14 protein-coding genes are annotated in these 16,978 nt (G+C 46.6%); 4 read left to right on the top strand and 10 right to left on the bottom strand.

The window, feature by feature from the left end:
* Nucleotide 1 precedes the first annotated feature (1 nt).
* Nucleotides 2–2,302, bottom strand: coding sequence for a T9SS type B sorting domain-containing protein (locus AC4BAN_RS00395; RefSeq protein ID WP_490562377.1), 2,301 nt, complete (start codon nucleotides 2,300–2,302; stop codon nucleotides 2–4).
* Between the two features lie 315 nt (nucleotides 2,303–2,617).
* Entirely contained in the window at nucleotides 2,618–3,100 is a 483-nt protein-coding gene (locus AC4BAN_RS00390; RefSeq protein ID WP_490562376.1) for a hypothetical protein, read from the bottom strand.
* A 312-nt stretch (nucleotides 3,101–3,412) separates the two neighbouring features.
* Between AC4BAN_RS00390 and AC4BAN_RS00385 the strand changes: the two genes are divergently transcribed.
* Nucleotides 3,413–3,880: a hypothetical protein gene (locus tag AC4BAN_RS00385; protein ID WP_490562375.1), complete on the top strand. Its 468-nt coding sequence runs from the start codon at nucleotides 3,413–3,415 to the stop codon at nucleotides 3,878–3,880.
* A gap of 109 nt (nucleotides 3,881–3,989) precedes the next feature.
* On the opposite strand, the gene AC4BAN_RS00380 is transcribed toward AC4BAN_RS00385, so the two are convergent.
* The 3 genes from AC4BAN_RS00380 to AC4BAN_RS00370 form a co-directional block, all read right to left on the bottom strand.
* A complete protein-coding gene (locus AC4BAN_RS00380) occupies nucleotides 3,990–4,439 on the bottom strand; it encodes a DUF2147 domain-containing protein (protein ID WP_490562374.1) in 450 nt (149 codons plus the stop codon).
* Nucleotides 4,440–5,088: 649 nt separating this feature from the next.
* On the bottom strand, nucleotides 5,089–5,280 hold the full coding sequence (locus AC4BAN_RS00375; RefSeq protein ID WP_490562373.1) for a hypothetical protein: 192 nt from the start codon (nucleotides 5,278–5,280) through the stop codon (nucleotides 5,089–5,091).
* A gap of 294 nt (nucleotides 5,281–5,574) precedes the next feature.
* Complete coding sequence (locus tag AC4BAN_RS00370) at nucleotides 5,575–6,159, bottom strand: C40 family peptidase (protein WP_490562372.1); 585 nt, start codon at nucleotides 6,157–6,159, stop codon at nucleotides 5,575–5,577.
* 273 nt (nucleotides 6,160–6,432) lie between these two features.
* Between AC4BAN_RS00370 and AC4BAN_RS00365 the strand changes: the two genes are divergently transcribed.
* Together AC4BAN_RS00365 and AC4BAN_RS00360 are read left to right on the top strand one after the other, a co-directional pair.
* Nucleotides 6,433–6,855, top strand: a complete 423-nt coding sequence (locus AC4BAN_RS00365) for a hypothetical protein (protein WP_490562371.1) — start codon at nucleotides 6,433–6,435, stop codon at nucleotides 6,853–6,855.
* 95 nt (nucleotides 6,856–6,950) lie between these two features.
* On the top strand, nucleotides 6,951–8,759 hold the full coding sequence (locus tag AC4BAN_RS00360; protein WP_490562370.1) for a M61 family metallopeptidase: 1,809 nt from the start codon (nucleotides 6,951–6,953) through the stop codon (nucleotides 8,757–8,759).
* A gap of 81 nt (nucleotides 8,760–8,840) precedes the next feature.
* Here the strand turns inward: AC4BAN_RS00360 and AC4BAN_RS00355 are convergent, their stop codons facing one another.
* Both AC4BAN_RS00355 and AC4BAN_RS00350 read right to left on the bottom strand, forming a co-directional pair.
* Nucleotides 8,841–9,569 (bottom strand): SIMPL domain-containing protein, encoded by a 729-nt coding sequence (locus AC4BAN_RS00355; RefSeq protein WP_490562369.1) that lies wholly within the window; start codon nucleotides 9,567–9,569, stop codon nucleotides 8,841–8,843.
* A 241-nt stretch (nucleotides 9,570–9,810) separates the two neighbouring features.
* On the bottom strand, nucleotides 9,811–11,235 hold the full coding sequence (locus AC4BAN_RS00350) for a Glu/Leu/Phe/Val family dehydrogenase (RefSeq protein ID WP_490562368.1): 1,425 nt from the start codon (nucleotides 11,233–11,235) through the stop codon (nucleotides 9,811–9,813).
* A gap of 304 nt (nucleotides 11,236–11,539) precedes the next feature.
* Between AC4BAN_RS00350 and AC4BAN_RS00345 the strand changes: the two genes are divergently transcribed.
* Entirely contained in the window at nucleotides 11,540–12,022 is a 483-nt protein-coding gene (locus AC4BAN_RS00345) for a hypothetical protein (RefSeq protein ID WP_490562367.1), read from the top strand.
* Nucleotides 12,023–12,119: 97 nt separating this feature from the next.
* Here AC4BAN_RS00345 and bamJ read toward each other — a convergent pair whose 3' ends face one another.
* From bamJ to AC4BAN_RS00330, 3 genes are all read right to left on the bottom strand, one after another.
* Entirely contained in the window at nucleotides 12,120–12,719 is a 600-nt protein-coding gene (bamJ, locus tag AC4BAN_RS00340) for a BamJ family beta-barrel-assembly machinery protein (protein ID WP_490562366.1), read from the bottom strand.
* Nucleotides 12,720–13,046: 327 nt separating this feature from the next.
* Nucleotides 13,047–13,196 carry a hypothetical protein gene (locus AC4BAN_RS00335; RefSeq protein ID WP_490562365.1) on the bottom strand — a complete coding sequence of 50 codons (150 nt, stop codon included), beginning with the start codon at nucleotides 13,194–13,196 and terminating at the stop codon, nucleotides 13,047–13,049.
* Between the two features lie 151 nt (nucleotides 13,197–13,347).
* Nucleotides 13,348–16,734 (bottom strand): methylmalonyl-CoA mutase family protein, encoded by a 3,387-nt coding sequence (locus tag AC4BAN_RS00330; RefSeq protein WP_490562364.1) that lies wholly within the window; start codon nucleotides 16,732–16,734, stop codon nucleotides 13,348–13,350.
* Nucleotides 16,735–16,978: the final 244 nt, after the last annotated feature.

The raw sequence follows: 16,978 nt of genomic DNA, 5'->3' as shown, positions 1-16,978 counted from the left end.
CTTAGCGCACCAACGTAACCGCTCCTTTGAATGTGGTGGTGCCAAAATCGATCACGTAAAAATATACCCCATCGTTCACGCCCTTTCCATCCCAACGGAACCTGTTTGACTGACTTATAAAAACCTCTTTGCCCCAACGGTTATAAATCTTAATACTAGCGAACTGCGCTGTGCAGAAGTTTTCGGGAAGGGCAGGTATTTCAAAATAGTCATTTAGGCCGTCGCCGTTAGGGGTAAAGATGTTAGCTGGCACAAAATCGGCCAGAGCGGGTGCTTTCACACGGAATTCCATTATAAGCTGTTCGTCCGGTGCTGGGGAGCAGGCCTGTTCATTCAGGCTGACCGTTACGCGCACCACTCCTTTTTCTGCTGCCAGGCAGTTTGCCTGCCATACCAGCTTACCCGTGGCAGTGCCCTTGCCGCCCTGACTGGTAAACATCATGCCCAAATCTTCCAGGCTGCTGCCATTGCCTGTAGCGGTAAGGCTAAGCTGATTCAGATCTATATCTTTCCCGAAAAAGTTAGCCTCAAAGGCTTCCCCCAGCGCCAGGTCAAAAACAAGGGCCGGTTTGTCGGTGGTGAGCGATGGCGGTGTATTCGGGGCCGTAATCCGGAACTCAAATTCCAGCACTTGGTCCGGAGAGGGATTGCAGGCCGTTTCCTTGAGGTTAAAAATAACGCGCAGGTTTTGGGACTGCGGCCCCTGACAGGTAGCAACCCAGCGGAACAAGCCCTCGGCATTGCCCGGGCCCCCTGTGCTGGTAAAGGTCATGCCCAGGTCTGCCAGGCTGAAGCCTCTGCCAGAGGCCTGTAACGCAAGCGTGTTCAAATCTAAATCGCTGCCAAATAGCTTTGCCTCAAAAAGCTCCCCGACAACCAAATCAAACACACGCGCCTGCTTGTCGGTGGTCAAAGTAGGAATGTTATTGGTGTTATCAGGCCGAACCTCAATCGTCTCGGTTCGCCGTACGGTTTTGTTGCAAACCACTGTGCTGACGATAAAATCAATTTTATAACTGTCTTGTTGCAACGTGCTGCAGTTAATATCCCAGCGAAAGGGGGAGCTAACCTGACCGGGTGCAGTTTTAGGTTGGAACGTGATCTGTTGTGAGCTAAGCAAGAAATTCTGCCCTTCCGCCGTTATAGTAACATTGTCGTTATCTGTGTCAAAACCCAATGCATCAAATGAAAGTACGTCCCCGTTCCTCACATTAAAAATCCTTTGAGGCGTAGAGAGGTTAACGGTAGGCGGCGCATCCGGAATCGGTTCCACGATGAAGCTCAGGCGTAAGGTGTCCTGGCGGGGAAGGCTGCAACCGTCATCTTTCACAATCAGATCCAGTAAGTAAACTTTTCCTTCGGTATCAAAACATTCTTTGAAACACAGGGTGGCTTTTAGTGAGTCAGTGGAGGCGCCTTGGTTGATCATGCCGCTTGTTACGCCTTGCAAAGTATAATCCTGGCTCGAGAAATTTACAGGACGGGCACGTAGGGCAACAAACTCAGATCTGTCGGGGTCAGTAAAGAAAACATCGATGCAACGGTTATCGGTAGAGGCAATGCGCAACACCTCACCTTTTTTATAAAATGATTTTTTCCCCTTGGGTCTGGCCGCCACGGCAGGCGATGCGTTTCTTGGGCAGTCAAGCACCAGCACCTGAAAGTCGCGGCGCACTTCCCCTATCTTTACTCCAGCTCTGAACTCCTGAGCCCTTATCCCGAACACATACAAACCTTTTGAGGTCGGTCTCATGGTCAGCTGGCCGGTGTTTCTGTCAATATTTATGGCAGGGTTTCCCTGTACCTGCATGTTTGGGCCGTAACCTGGCAACCAACTGACGGGCGGATAGGGGGCGGGTCTTGGCGTACCGGCATATACGGGCATATCAGGGGTTGTATATCCATTTAGCGGTGTTACCATGTCATACACAATGGAGTCGCCATCGGGGTCAGTGCCGTTAAACTCAAAATAAAAGAGTTCGTTAACACAGGCATAATCACTTAAAGGAGGGAACAGGATAGGGGAAGAGTTCCGAAAAGCGCTGCCGTTTTTAACCACGGGAGGAAACTCCATGTAGAACGTCTGTGCTGCGTCCTCGGGCCTGACAATGTTGTTGATGGTGCGGTTTCTACAGCACCTCTCCCAGGTTACATAATACCCCTGCGGACTATTAAAAATAGCCGGATTTAGGAAGATGGTCTCGTAATACACGATCTTGCTGGTTTTCAAACTCCCAATCGTACATTCAATGTTAGTGTAATTGACTGGAGTTCGGGTGCGCAGAAACATCTGTTGCGTCATGATGAGTCTGTTGCTCGCCTTCTCAAAAAAGTTAACAGTTATTGTTTGATCTAGTGCACCGGGACTACCGTTAATATCATCGAAATATAAATTTAAGGATAACTTGTAGTTAAAGTTAGCTTGGTGTTGCAGCTCAAATTCTCCGCCAACTATGTGCGTGGCAAAGGATTTCATACAGAACAGAAGGGCAAGGGATAAAAGAAGTACACGTAGTCCCATAAAACAAAACTTAAAGTGCAAAGTCAGCTGCTCCTTAAATATATCTAAAAGGAATGAGATAAAAAAAAGCCTTCAAATTATTAAAAAAAGAAAATTTTATGCCAAGCCGCTTTCGCAAGGCCTCTCATTAGGCTGCAAAACCTTTTCTAGTAGCTCTGGAAAAGGCTGTGGGGTGCTAAAGTATACATCCGCATACGAATTTGCAGTAAACCGGATATACCCCGGGCGCTTGTTTATTAGGATGAACTCGATAATGATGTTGCCAAACATTTGATTGCAAAGATGGCTGCCTGGCAGGTCGGAGGCGGGAGGTAACAAAAAATAGCGCTCCACTTGCTCCAGGTAGCGGATGTGCCGTACTTCCTGTTGGTCTGAACTTCGTAGCTTATAACCAAGAGAGCACACACGCTGTTGCAACAGATCAAATAAAAAACTGAAATTATTTGCTCCAATAGAAGGATCGTAAAAGAAAACAACACCTTGGCGGTGCTCTTCCGCAATTAGCTGCACCCTTAAGTCACTTCTTAATTGCGCCTTCTGATAATGGTAGGCCTTAAAAAATGGTCCGGTCCAATTCATGTATTTCCTGTCCGTAATCCATGCCCGAAAAGCAGACTGGTAGGCTGCGTTGCGGTGAAGTTTCTTGCAAGTTGTAAAACCCTTGCCCAACCCTAACAAATGGGAAAAAAAATCGTTAAATGACATTTATTAATTTACTCTAAAACATGTTTTAATCTAAATAGTTTTTGCTTGCATATAGCTTTCATAAGAAATAATGCAGCTTTGTTTTAGATTTCAGGTTGAAATCAGCGGAAGCTCTACATGTTGTTGGGGCCAACACTAGTAGCGGGAACACTTAGCCAGACTTATAATTAAAGGGAACAAACTACTATGGAAATATTAGCACAAGAGCTAGAAACTAAAAAACGCTTGCTTCAGGGAAGCATTCAGGTTCTGACAGGGCAGATAAACGCGGCCAGGGAGGCGATGGACGAGGCTCAGCGCAGTGCTAACGAACATCAGGGTGCCATGGAGGACAAGTTCGAGTCTTTCAGGGAAAACTGCCAGATTCAGCGCGACATGTTTGCAAGGCAGTTGGATGAGCTCATGACCACCATGGGTTTGTTAAGGCGGATAAACGCTACAAAATTAAACAGCGAGGTGGGGTTTGGAGCGGTTGTGCATACTGGGTTACAGCATTATTTTATCGGCGTAAGCCTGGGAGAGTTAAAAGTTGAGGGCGAAACATTTTTCGCGATCTCCTGCATGTCCCCTATTTACAAGGCGATGGCTGGAAAAAGAGCAGGAGACACGTTTGAGTTCAGGGGCAAAATATATACTATTCAGCAGGTGTTTTAAAAACTCACACAACCTTTTAAGGTATTTCTGGGTTATATAACTTGTAAAGGGTTGATTAAAAGAAAGGGCGGCAATTATGCCGCCCTTTCTTTATCAAAGTAGATCCCCCTTAATTGGTTGAGGCCGTTCCATCCACGCGGTTCCAGGTTTGGGCGCGTCCAATTAATGAAATACCAATATACCCTTTAACCTCCATCTTATCTTTACCCAGCATTTTAATGTAACAAGAATAGGTTTTGCCACTTTCAGGATCATAGATAGTGCCTTCATCCCATTTGTTGTCTCCGTCATACTCAAAGCCTTTTAAAAACTCCAGCCCCAGTAGCGGACGGGTGCGCGCGCCTTTGTTCGGGTTGTTGTCATCCATCTTAGGCTTACCATTGCGGTTCGGTTCACGAAGCGAGACAATCTTGCCGCACAGTTTATCGCCGCATTTGTAAATCTCAAATTTAGCCTTCCCATCTTCATTCGTCCATACCCCAAGAGGTGACAACTTTTGGGCCCACGCACATGTGGCGAAGAGCATGAGCAAGGCAAGGGTTAAAAGGTTCTTTTTCATTTTATGTCAGATTAGTTGCAATGTGCAACGTAATTTAAATAAAAAAATTCAATTAAAACAAAATTTTAATTTCCAGTTTCTGTCCCTCGTGAAACCCGTACACCAGTGAGTACAGGACGTCTTTCATGGGTCATATGCAGGACATGCCAAGGGGTAAAGCTAGTACTGCCTCTATGCCAGGTAGGCTTAAGTTGTAATATTCTGAATTAATTGCCCATGAAAATTTTTTAAAACTCGGAAAAAGGGCTCAAACCTTGTGAACTTTTAAGCGTTAATTTATCTTTAAAGTACGGTAGCGAGTGCTGCAGCTCCTTTTTAAACACATTCTTAAGGAATGCAGGAGTTTATGTTGTATTAAAGAGAAAGGAGGTGCTATGTCTAATCCATCGGTCGTCTTAGTAAGCCCAGGTAATAAAGTTCACTCAAAAGGTGGACAGGCTTAGTAAGCAGTGTAGCTACTGCTTGCGCGGATAGCGACATTACCTCGGGTTCTTTATAGGATGGTGAAGCTGAAACCCAGCTCGCCGCTTACTCTGAAATTGAGGGATTCCTGAAACACCTGATGTACCTTGACGGGCTGCATCAGGTGTTTCTTTTTATGATTTTGTAAGAACTGATTTGCTGCGTAGAACGACTGATTCGGTAACCTTTACAAGTCGTCTTTGTAAATTGAGTTATCCTTAATACGCCTTTCCCGCAGAAAACTTCCCACAAAAAAAGCTGCCGACACAAAGCAGCTTATCCCCATTAACAGCATCAGGATATGCTGTTGTTTCCATTCAAAACGATCAGGGTTAAGGGGCAAAATGATAAGGATGCCTGCAAGTATGGTTAAAGCCATAACCGTGTGTGTTACAAACCGATTGTGTTTTTTTAGATGATAGGAGGCTGCTAAAAGCAAAACACCGAATGCAGGTATTAGCAGAGCAGTGTGCGTGGTCGTTGCATCTGAAAAATAAGCAATCAAACCGGCTATTATAAGGATGAGGGCATTAATCGTATTTATAACGTAAGGATGTCGCATAGCGAAAGTAATGAAACGTTTTAAAAAGCTTTTATGGCTTTATGTACGGAAAAAGGAAGAAGTGTTACACTTCTTCCTTTTTCCGTGAGCTAATAAGGAAGAAAATCCTTTCTACAAAACGCGCCGGATTTCTAAAAACCGGGTGTCGTACCGCGTTCCCTCCACCTTGCTGACTTTAACGCCTCCATTCGACGAGGAGTGCACAAACTCTATGGTATCTCCAGGGGAAGAAATTACGATGCCAACATGGCCCGGTTCCCGTATAGCCGGATTAGTGCCGGTAAAAATAACCAAGTCACCAACATTAGCCTGCTCTCGGCTTACCCAGGCGCCTTCCTCTGCTTGCATCGCTGAAGAGTGCGGAAGCGTCGTTCCGAAGTTTTTGAACACGAATGTTATAAAACCAGAACAGTCAAAACCCTCGGGACTCATGCCGGCATACACGTAAGGCGTGCCCATGAACGTTTTTGCATAGGCGATCAGATCCTGTTGATTTTTTCCGGAAGCGGAACTCTCTCTAAATGACGTGTTTACTTCATAGGCCCCTTTGGGTACAACTCTATCCTGTTTATCGCTTACTGTTCGCACAGGGATAGCGGGATATTTGTTGGCTTGCACTACAGGTAGAAAACCTGTCCAGACTAAAATCACTAAAAGGAGCAAGGGAGAGGACATTAATATAATTTGTTTTTTCATAGATAGTGCGCTTGAGTTCATCTATTACTATGGAAATACCATGCCAATTTGTAGCGTTTATAGGGAGGATATACCAGCGACCATATAAACGCCTTGCTTAAAGGTAAACACTAAAAAGCTACAAAAAAGTTTACTTCCACAAAAAGGCGGTTTACCCTTCCTATAAATACGTTTACTTGATAATTTAAGAAATAGAAACGATTATGCATAATTATTACCTTAACAAGGTAGTTAGCTAATATTTTAACAGCAAGAATGGTGACGGGGTATGCGATGAAAGTGTATAGTGCAGACTCTCTGGAGATTGAATTTGACGTTGTAAAGAAGTGGCTGTTACTGCATTGTTCAGACAAATTAGTATCTGAGGATTTTAAAGCCAGTCTGGAAAAAGCCCTGCAGTTTGCGGAACAGCATCAGGTAAAGCAGTGGTTGCTTGATTTCAGAGAGATCGGGTCGCTCAGCGAGGCGGAGGATATTTGGCTGCAGACCCATTTGTTTCCACAAATTATGATGCGTCTGGGCAAATCAAACTTTATCGCTATAGTTTTATCGAAGAAGTGTTATCACGCATTGCTACTTGAAGCTGGTAAGTTTGGGCTTAAAAGTTACAATTCCTTTATCATCATCAATACATTTTGTCAGAAAGATGAAGCGGCAGAATGGTTAAAAGCGAACTGGGTAAAAGCAGCGTCATAAATGCCATTTAAGCTGCTTGAGCAAACTTGGGATTTTGAAAAGCACGGTTTTTGTTGTAAAATGCCAAAGCATTCATTTACAACTAAACTACAAGCATGTTCAAACAAAAAATACGAAGCCCTTTCTTCATATTAATCCTTTTTCTTTTTTTTGGGAATTTATCAGCGTCATTTGCGGCGGAATTGCGGTATGCCCTTTCTATGCCAGCGCCACATACGCACTATTTTGAAGTAGAAGCCCAACTCTCGGGAGTGAAGAAAAAGTATGTGGATTTCACGTTGCCAGTATGGGCCCCGGGTTCGTACCTGGTTCGCGAATTTGCCAAAAATATTGAGGACTTTAAGGCAACCGGTGAAAGCGGGCAGCCGCTGAAGTCGGAAAAGATTGACAAAAACACCTGGCGCGTTTACTCCAAACAAGCTGATGTGGTGCGTGTTCGCTACAAAGTGTATGCGTATGAACTTAGCGTGCGTACCAGTTTTCTGGATGCATCGCATGGCTATGTGAACGGAACCAGTGTTTTTATGTACCCAGAAGGTTATCAGAACATCAGCGGTACGTTGCAAGTGAAGCCTTACGGAAACTGGAGCCAGGTGTCTACCGGTCTGAATAGCACAGGACAGTTTTCGTACACCTTCCCTAATTACGACATCCTGGCTGACTCCCCTTTAGAGATTGGTACCCACGAGGTGTACAAATTTACGGCAGCGGGTGTTCCTCACGAAATTGCCATGTATGGAGAAGGCAATTATGAGCCCAAGCAGTTGATGGCGGATATGACCAAGGTTATTGAGCAGGAAGTAGCGGTAATGGGTGAGCTGCCGGTAGAACGCTATGTGTTTATCGTGCACAATCTGAGCCGTGGAGGGGGCGGACTGGAGCACCTCAATTCCACTACGCTGCAAACCTCGCGCTGGAACTATGGCACAGACGCCGGTTACACAGGGTTTCTAAGTCTTGTAGCCCATGAGTATTTTCACCTTTGGAATGTAAAGCGCCTGCGCCCATTGCCCCTGGGGCCGTTTGATTACAACCAGGAAAACTACACCGATCTGTTGTGGGTATCGGAAGGGATCACCAGCTATTACGACGACCTGGTGGTGCGACGCGCCGGTTTTACCACACCGGAACGTTATCTGGATGTGGTAGCCGGTAGCGTGAACGCGGTGGAGAACACGCCGGGTAACAAAGTTCAGGCTGTGGCTGAATCAAGTTTCGATGCCTGGATCAAGTACTACAGGCGCAGTGAGAATTCCAACAATGCAGAAGTATCCTATTATACCAAAGGCGGCGTGCTGGGGCACATGCTTAACATGGAGGTGATGGAAGCTACCAATGGTCAGAAGAGTCTGGATGATGTGATGCGCTACATGTATAATCGCTATTATAAAGAGCTGAAAAGGGGATTCACGACAAACGAGTTTAAAAGCGCCTTAGAGAAAATATCCGGACGTAACCTGGATGCTTTTTTCAGGGATTATGTAAATGGCACTCATACCCCTGACTACAATACTTATTTCGATGCGGCTGGCCTGCGTTTAGTAGACGTAAACCAAGGCAGAAAGTCTACAAGTTGGGGGGCTTCTACGAGCGTATCGGATGGCAAGCTGGTGGTACGTTCTGTAAACCGCGGTAGCAGTGCCTACGATGCTGGATTAAACGTTAACGATGAGATTATCGCTGTGGATGGTTATCGTGTGGGCGAAGACATTAACCGCTTGGTGAATGATAGAAAGATAGGTGAAAAGCTGGAAGTACTGGTGGCACGCGACGGAAAAATAGTAAAGTTGGAAGTGCCCATGCTGCAGGACGACAGCGTTCGCTACCGCTTTGAGCGCGTACAGAACCCCACGGAACAGCAACAGGAGATATTTAAGAAGTGGTTGGCGTTAAGCAACGTTTAAACTTAATTCCTGATAATTAAAAAGGGCTGTGAAATTTATACTTCACAGCCCTTTTTGTTTCACAAATAAACGGGTAACGTGCTAGTCTAACCGAAAGGAAGCATTTACGACGGCCGTGATCTCCTTGTTAATAGACGATACATCGTTGATGCCGTAATCTGAAACCAGGTTCGAGTTGACGGGGGTGATCTGTAGTACGCCCATTCTGGCGCTGGTTATTGGACCAAGGTCGCTCCCGGTTGCCTCGGCTATTTTTCTTGCACGATCAAGGGCGTCTTTTGCCGCATCAGCCTGAATGTCTATTTTCAAGTCGGCAAGTTTAGTGTAATAATACTCTGGAGGATTAATTGAAAAATCTATCCCTTGGTTTACAAGGGAGGTTATATCAAGCGATACGGCTTTAATTTTTGCCACGTCCCTGGATTTAACCTCGATCATCTGGAAGGCTCTGTATTCAATTACCCGGTTTGTGGTAAAGCCCTGGTTATTGAGTTCGTATATAGGGTTCAGCGAAATAGTGGATAATTCAGTATCCTGCTCCAAGAAGCCCTTCCCTTTTAAATAAGCGAGTACTACGGGGCGCTGTTTTAGCAAGCCCTGATAGGCGGCTTCAGCACTCAGCCCGGAGGCTTGTAGATTACCGCGTAAAATACCCAGATCTGAAGAGATGTCACGTTTAGCTGAACCGGTTACGTTTATTGTCTGGTTTGCCTGGTCTCTGTACCTCATAAACATCACAAACAACCCCATACAGACTATCAGGCTGCTACTGATGATGAACGTAGGCAAAATCAGGTGGTTGGTTCCCATGTATTGCGAAGTCTTTAAATGCTAAAATACTTTAAATACGTAAAAGCTTAAAAAATTAGTATGTCAAACCTCGATAGAAAAGGCTTTGTGCTGCTTGGGCTTTCATTTTATATATGAAGCAAAGCTTTCCATTAAGCTAAAATCAATCAAATACCATAAGTTCCCCAACGCAAAGAAGGTCAGAATGCCTGATTGTCTCCAATCGCACCCTGACCCTATTGCTTGGAAAGTATAGTTTCGTTTATGGAAATATACCCAATGATTCGTAACTGACCCCGATCTTCTCAATGGCTGTTAAAAAAGCTGCTGTGCGCAGGTCCGGTATGTTCTTTTCGATCATCACATCCCGTATCTCGTGGTAGGCATTGATCATGGTGTCTTCCAGACCAGAACGAACAAGGCTTATCTCATCTGAGCCCTTGGTAAGCAAAGCGCGCTCGTTGGCCGTCATAGTTTTTCCAGACGATGACTCGATGGCATTTACTAAACGGCGGTAACTGGCTTCTTCAGCGCGTTTACCCATACGCCCGAAACGTACATGCGAAAGGTTCTTCAGCCATTCAAAGTAGGACACGGTTACCCCGCCGGCATTCAGGTACAGATCGGGTAGGATGATGATGTTGTTTTTGAGCAGTACAACTTCAGCCTCCCTTGTTACAGGGCCATTTGCACCCTCTGCAATAATTTTTGCTTTGATGCTGCCCGCGTTCTTTTCATTTATCTGATTTTCCAGAGCTGCCGGCAACAATATATCGCAATCGTAGGCTAACAGGTCAGTGGATTTTTCAATGTTCTTGCAGTTCTGGAAGTTTAAGATCGAACCTGTTTCGCTGCGGTGTTTAAATGCCTCCTGCACATCTATGCCTTCTTCATTGAATATACCACCTTCGCGTTCTGCAATTCCAGTGATAATCGCCCCATCTTTCTGGCAAAATAAAGCAGCATGAAAGCCAACGTTTCCAAGACCTTGCACGATAATGCGTTTACCTTCCATGGTCGTACCTTTCAGGCCGCTGTTTTTTAGCAGGTCTGTGTCAAGCAGCGCTTCTCTGATGCCAAAATAAATGCCCAAGCCGGTTGCTTCTGCTCGACCTCTTATACCACCTTGCCCTACGGGCTTGCCCGTAACACAACCCAGCGCACTAATCTCGCCATACTGAAAGGCTTGATAGGTGTCAGCAATCCAGGCCATTTCTCTGCTTCCTGTGCCGTAATCCGGGGCAGGTACATCAATGCCCGGGCCTATTAAGTTCTTTTTAATAAGTTCGGCCGCATAGCGTCGGGTAACCTTCTCCAGGGTTTTAACAGAAGTCGTGCGTGGATTGATCTTTACCCCCCCCTTTGCTCCTCCAAAAGGTACATCGACCACGGCGCATTTAAAAGTCATGAGGGAGGCAAGGGCTTTCACTTCATTCTCGTCCACTTGCATACTATACCGAATACCGCCTTTAGAAGGAAGCTTGTGATGGCTGTGCTGTACCCGGATGCCTTCAAATACCTCTATTTTTCCGTCTACTTCAACCGGGAAAGATACTTTATAGACGCTGTTACAGGCTTTGATCTGTGCAAGAATACCTGGATCGAGGCGAGAGAATTTAGCAGCATGGTCAAAATACTCGTGTACACTGTCTAAGAATTTCTGGCCTTCATTCTGGCTATTTCCCATACATGTTTGTTTTTTTGGAGTGAGTTAATGGTTTAAGAACGGTTCCTGATAGGTTTTGTTTAGGTATGTTAAAAATACGATATATATTCCGGATAATGTTTAAAATAAAATGATTTTCATGCCGTTTACTATTCAAAGATGCCCTTATTTCTGTTTTTAAATTGTTTATATTTTAATTAATCTTGTTTATTAACAATTTTAACCGCATCTTTGGCCACAGATAAAGTTATGCGCTGCACTCCTTATGTCGCATGTATCTTGGGGATTATCTAGTTTTTTTTGGAATAAGTATTTTAAGTAATTTATGGTGAGACTCAATTTTAATGCGTCTGGCGCCTTCCACCTTTCTGATTTTAATCTAAGAGAAGTTTACCTAGCCGATAAACTGCACGCTACATACGAACCCGACACTAAAACACTAGAAGTTAAATGGCAAGGGGTAATTAATCCACAAGAATTGCGGGAAGGGTATGAAGCTATCATGGATTTAATAATTGATTTTAAGCCTGGAAAGTGGCTAATAGACCTGCGTGAGCGCGAACAAATCCGTAGTGCGGACCAGCGATGGGTATTTAGGAATATATTTTCCAAAGCCTTGAGTAGGCTACGCTGCGATATTTTTGTGGCCCTGATACTTCCTGTTCATTCCTACTCCAGTTTAGTGCATCATCTGAATGGGGATGAATTGATTCAGGATGGGAATCTGCTGATTATCAACCATTTTATGTACCAGGAAGAGGGCAGGAGATGGCTGGAAGATACCGCCAGGGTTAGTGAGCGGGCATAAGTTTAATTATCAACAAAAAGTCCCCTTGCGCTTACATGCAACGGGACTTTTTAGTACAGTTTTCCTGTTAAGATCTATACGTTCAGGAAGCAGGTTTTTAGTCTACTGAGATCAGTTCTACATCAAATATAAGCGTAGAATTAGGACCTATGATATCGCCGGCACCCTGGGGGCCATACGCCAGATTTGCTGGGATATAAAGTCTCCATTTTGAGCCTTCCTGCATCAGTTGCAGGGCTTCGGTCCATCCGGCAATTACCCCATTTACCGGAAAGCTGGCTGGTTGCCCACGGTCAAAAGATGAGTCGAACACAGTGCCATCGATCAGGGTTCCTCTGTAGTGAACCGTAACCTTGTCGGTAGCCGATGGCGACTTGCCGTTTCCTTCTTCTATTACCTGGTACTGGAGTCCGCTTTGCAGCGTTTTAACACCTTCTTTGGTTTTGTTCGTTGCCAGAAACTCCTCTCCGGCCTGTTGGTTTACATGGCCGACAGCACCCTGTTTCTGGGTCATTTCCTGCTGCAGCGCCATCATTGCCTGCTGTACTTCCTCCTGCGAAAGGGAGGAAGGTTTGCCTTCCTGTACCTCTTTTAAACCTACCAGAAATGGGTCTGCTTTTACTTCAATTCCTTGCTTCGCAAGATTGGTTGCCATATCGCGGCCAATGATGTAACTGATCTTCTCTTCTAAATTCATAACATGTGTTTATGCACGTAATTGTGCTGTAAAAAATACGCCAATGCGCTTATTCAATTACAAAATTACGCAATTTGAGCTAAAATGCCGTAATTAATCTGGTTTTGAAGCCAAAAACGGGCACCAGGTTATAGGTTTGTATGATGAAATCAACACGACAGAAACGGCCAGGTGGGTATTAAGCTGTAGCTAACCAAAATCTTTCAAAACCGGAAAATTAGCATAGATAAAGCATGATAGTATAAGTAAGGGGTCATAGGCTTTTGCCTACTACCCCTAAAAAGCAAATACCTGCGCGGTCAAAACACCGCTTAAATATTCTTTCTTTTACAGGTAATCCTCGTTGTGTTCGTCGTGCGTATCGATCTCAAATTCTCCCTTGTCGAAGCTGTTGTATACGAACAGGCTGGCAGCGGTTGCGCATAAAAGCACAGTTCCTAAGATCACTAACAGTGGAGTGTTACGTGGTCGTTTCATAAGCTTTTCACTTCATTATTAAATAGGTTTATACGCCTCGGTTGCCTAATCGTTCATACCACAACAGGTGAATCTACTGAAATTAAAAAAAGGGAAACCGCCAACTCGCTGGTTCCCCTTATTTAAGTGCTAAAATCTAAATATCAATAACTTACATGTTTCGTCTGTACTGGCCACCCACCTCAAACAGGGCATTGGTAATCTGGCCAAGCGAACAGAACTTTACTGTGTCCATCAGTTCCTCGAAAATGTTGCCGTTGTGAATGGCCACTTGCTGCAAGCGCTTTAACAGTTCCCCAGCCTTGTCTGTGTTCCGTTCCTGTAACTGATGTACCATGTTGATTTGATATACTTTTTCTTCCTCTGTCGCCCGGATGACTTCAGTGGGCAACACAGTGGGAGAGCCAGTGGAAGAAAGGAAGGTGTTCACGCCGATTATTGGATACTCGCCGGTATGCTTCAGGGTCTCGTAGTATAAACTCTCTTCCTGAATCTTGCCGCGCTGGTACATGGTTTCCATGGCACCCAGCACACCACCGCGCTCTGTTATGCGGTCAAACTCCGTTAACACTGCCTCTTCTACCAGGTCGGTCAGTTCTTCTATAATAAAGGAGCCTTGCAGCGGGTTCTCGTTTTTGGCCAGTCCCAACTCACGGTTAATGATCAGCTGAATGGCCATGGCACGGCGCACCGAGGCCTCCGTCGGGGTAGTGATGGCCTCATCGTAAGCGTTGGTGTGCAGCGAGTTACAGTTGTCGTAGATCGCGTAGAGCGCCTGTAGTGTGGTGCGGATGTCGTTGAAGTCGATCTCCTGCGCGTGCAGCGAACGGCCGGAAGTCTGAATATGGTACTTCAGCATCTGCGAGCGGGCATCTGCGCCATACTTCATTTTCATGGCTTTGGCCCATATCTTACGCGCCACACGTCCGATCACCGCATACTCCGGATCGATGCCGTTGGAGAAGAAGAAACTCAGGTTTGGCGCAAACTTGTTGATGTCCATGCCGCGGCTTACGTAGTACTCCACAAAGGTGAAGCCATTGGCCAGCGTAAAGGCCAGCTGCGAGATGGGGTTGGCCCCGGCCTCGGCAATGTGGTAGCCCGAAATGGATACGGAGTAGAAATTACGAATGCTCTTGTCGATAAAGTACTGCTGCACATCGCCCATTAAGCGCAGGGAGAACTCCGTTGAGAAGATGCAGGTGTTCTGTGCCTGGTCCTCTTTCAGGATATCGGCCTGCACGGTGCCACGAACAGCCGCCAGCGTACGCGTTTTTATCGGCTCATAAACTTCGGTTGGTAACACCTGGTCGCCGGTTACACCCAGCAGCATCAGTCCCAGGCCATCGTTGCCTTCCGGCAGACTGCCCTGGTAGGCCGGACGCTCAGCGCCATTTTCCTGATAGATGGCGGCGATTTTCTGCTCGATCTCCTCCTCCAGTCCTTGTTCTTTTATGTATAGTTCGCACTGCTGGTCAATGGCGGCGTTCATAAAGAAACCGGTCAGAATAGCGGCCGGCCCGTTGATGGTCATGGACACAGAGGTCATGGGGTCCGCCAGGTTAAAGCCGGAATAAAGCTTTTTGGCGTCGTCGAGGCAGCAGATGCTTACGCCCGAGTTACCGATCTTCCCGTAAATGTCGGGCCGGTAATCCGGGTCCTCGCCGTAAAGCGTAACCGAGTCGAAGGCCGTGGACAGGCGTTTGGCCGGCATCCCGAGGCTTACGTAATGGAAACGCCGGTTTGTGCGCTCCGGTCCGCCTTCACCGGCGAACATGCGAGTAGGGTCTTCGCCTTCGCGCTTGAACGGGAACACACCCGCGGTGTAAGGGAATTCCCCGGGCACGTTCTCCTGGAGGTTCCATTTCAAAAGGTCGCCCCACGCCTCGTAGCGCGGTGTGGCCACTTTCGGAATCTGCAGATGAGAGAGCGATTCGGTGTGTGTTTTTATTTTGATCTCCTTGTCGCGTACTTTAAAGATGTAGAACTCATTTTTATAAGCCTGCACCTTCTCTTTCCAGTTCTCCAGTATCTTCTTGTTCTGCCCGTCCAGGTTCAGCTCCACTTCGGCATAGGCCTGCTCCAACTGCTTCACCAGACGGTCTTTGTCTTCTACTTCTATACTTTGCACGGCCTCAATGGATTTCCTGATGCCATACAGCCGCTGGGCCACCTCTGCCTGGTCCTTGCTCCATTTGTCGTAGCTGCGGATGGTTTCTGAAATCTCGGAAAGGTAGCGCGTACGAGCGGGCGGGATGATGAACACTTTCTCCGACATCTCTTTGGAGGTAGGCAGGTTAGAGTCGAATGCTACCCCCGTTTTCTCAGCTATCTTGGCCATCAGGGCGCGGTACAGCTGGTTCATGCCCGGGTCGTTAAACTGCGAGGCAATGGTGCCGAAAACCGGTATCTCCTCGTCCTGCACGTCCCAGAGCTGGTGGTTGCGCTTGTACTGCTTCTTCACGTCGCGCAGGGCATCCAGGGCACCGCGCTTGTCGAACTTGTTTAGGGCGATCACATCGGCGAAGTCCAGCATATCAATCTTCTCCAGCTGCGTGGCAGCGCCATACTCAGGGGTCATTACGTACAGGCTGGCATCCGAATGCTCGATGATCTCGGTATCGGACTGGCCTATGCCTGAAGTCTCCAAAATGATCAGGTCGAAATTGGCAGCTTTCACAATATCCACGGCATCCTGCACATACTTGCTCAGGGCCAGGTTGCTCTGGCGCGTGGCCAGCGAGCGCATGTACACCCGGTCGTTTGAGATGGAATTCATGCGGATCCGGTCACCCAGCAAAGCCCCACCGGTTTTGCGCTTCGAAGGATCGACGGATATTATGGCAATCTTTTTGTCAACGAAATCCATCAGGAAACGTCGCACGAGTTCATCTACCAGCGAAGATTTACCGGCACCACCCGTGCCTGTGATTCCTAATACGGGCGTGTTGATGGTTTTTGCCTGCTCTTTTACCTCATTCAGAATGCTGCGCGCTTCCTCAGGGAAGTTCTCAGCAGCAGAGATCAGGCGGGCAATCGCTTTCGGGTTTTTGTCCTTTAGCTGGGCTACCTCCCCGTTCAGGTTCTGGCCTGTTGGGAAGTCGCATTTTTGCAACATGTCGTTGATCATACCCTGCAAACCCATGGCGCGGCCATCGTCGGGAGAGTAAATGCGCGAAATGCCGTAACCCTGCAACTCCTCAATCTCAGAGGGGAGAATCACACCGCCGCCGCCGCCAAACAGGCGGATATGGCTGCTGCCACGCTCCTGCAACAGGTCAAACATGTACTTAAAATACTCCATGTGGCCCCCCTGGTACGAGGTAATCGCAATGGCCTGGGCATCCTCCTGAATGGCGCAGTCCACGATTTCCTGTACCGATCGGTTGTGGCCCAGGTGGATTACTTCGGCTCCCGAGGCCTGAATGATACGCCGCATGATGTTGATGGCAGCATCATGCCCATCAAAAAGGGAGGCAGCCGTAACGATACGAATATGGTTGACAGGCTTATAGGGTTCTACAGTTGTTGCTTGCATGAGTAGGTAACAAGTTTTTTCCTAATTTGATGCGAATATAGGCATTTAAGATCAGTTTTTACAGAGACAGCGGGAGTAGTGTACCGTTAAATGGCCCCATAAAACTATTTTTGAACCTTAGGGTAATTTTTTGAGCGAAAGGTACCGTACAGGTAGGTTTACCATTTAATCGCTCTTGCAGAAGCAATCAGAAGGTGTACTTATAGGATGAATTTAAAAGGCCAAAGCCTGTTTAAAAATGATT

It is taken from the genome of Pontibacter sp. GD13, from assembly GCF_058216355.1.
The sequence above is the reverse complement of the archived record's forward strand: the minus strand, read 5'-3'. Positions and strand labels throughout refer to the sequence as shown.

Bases quoted from the DNA above. Each gene is read 5' to 3' on its own strand.
- AC4BAN_RS00370 (WP_490562372.1), bottom strand. From the start codon at position 6,159: ATGAAAAAACAAATTATATTAATGTCCTCTCCCTTGCTCCTTTTAGTG.
- AC4BAN_RS00355 (WP_490562369.1), bottom strand. From the start codon at position 9,569: ATGGGAACCAACCACCTGATTTTGCCTACGTTCATCATCAGTAGCAGC.
- AC4BAN_RS00345 (WP_490562367.1), top strand. From the start codon at position 11,540: ATGGTGAGACTCAATTTTAATGCGTCTGGCGCCTTCCACCTTTCTGAT.
- AC4BAN_RS00380 (WP_490562374.1), bottom strand. From the start codon at position 4,439: ATGAAAAAGAACCTTTTAACCCTTGCCTTGCTCATGCTCTTCGCCACA.
- AC4BAN_RS00395 (WP_490562377.1), bottom strand. From the start codon at position 2,302: ATGACGCAACAGATGTTTCTGCGCACCCGAACTCCAGTCAATTACACT.
- AC4BAN_RS00330 (WP_490562364.1), bottom strand. From the start codon at position 16,734: ATGCAAGCAACAACTGTAGAACCCTATAAGCCTGTCAACCATATTCGT.
- AC4BAN_RS00390 (WP_490562376.1), bottom strand. From the start codon at position 3,100: ATGAATTGGACCGGACCATTTTTTAAGGCCTACCATTATCAGAAGGCG.
- AC4BAN_RS00360 (WP_490562370.1), top strand. From the start codon at position 6,951: ATGTTCAAACAAAAAATACGAAGCCCTTTCTTCATATTAATCCTTTTT.
- AC4BAN_RS00375 (WP_490562373.1), bottom strand. From the start codon at position 5,280: ATGGCTTTAACCATACTTGCAGGCATCCTTATCATTTTGCCCCTTAAC.
- AC4BAN_RS00385 (WP_490562375.1), top strand. From the start codon at position 3,413: ATGGAAATATTAGCACAAGAGCTAGAAACTAAAAAACGCTTGCTTCAG.
- AC4BAN_RS00365 (WP_490562371.1), top strand. From the start codon at position 6,433: ATGAAAGTGTATAGTGCAGACTCTCTGGAGATTGAATTTGACGTTGTA.
- AC4BAN_RS00350 (WP_490562368.1), bottom strand. From the start codon at position 11,235: ATGGGAAATAGCCAGAATGAAGGCCAGAAATTCTTAGACAGTGTACAC.
- AC4BAN_RS00335 (WP_490562365.1), bottom strand. From the start codon at position 13,196: ATGAAACGACCACGTAACACTCCACTGTTAGTGATCTTAGGAACTGTG.
- bamJ (WP_490562366.1), bottom strand. From the start codon at position 12,719: ATGAATTTAGAAGAGAAGATCAGTTACATCATTGGCCGCGATATGGCA.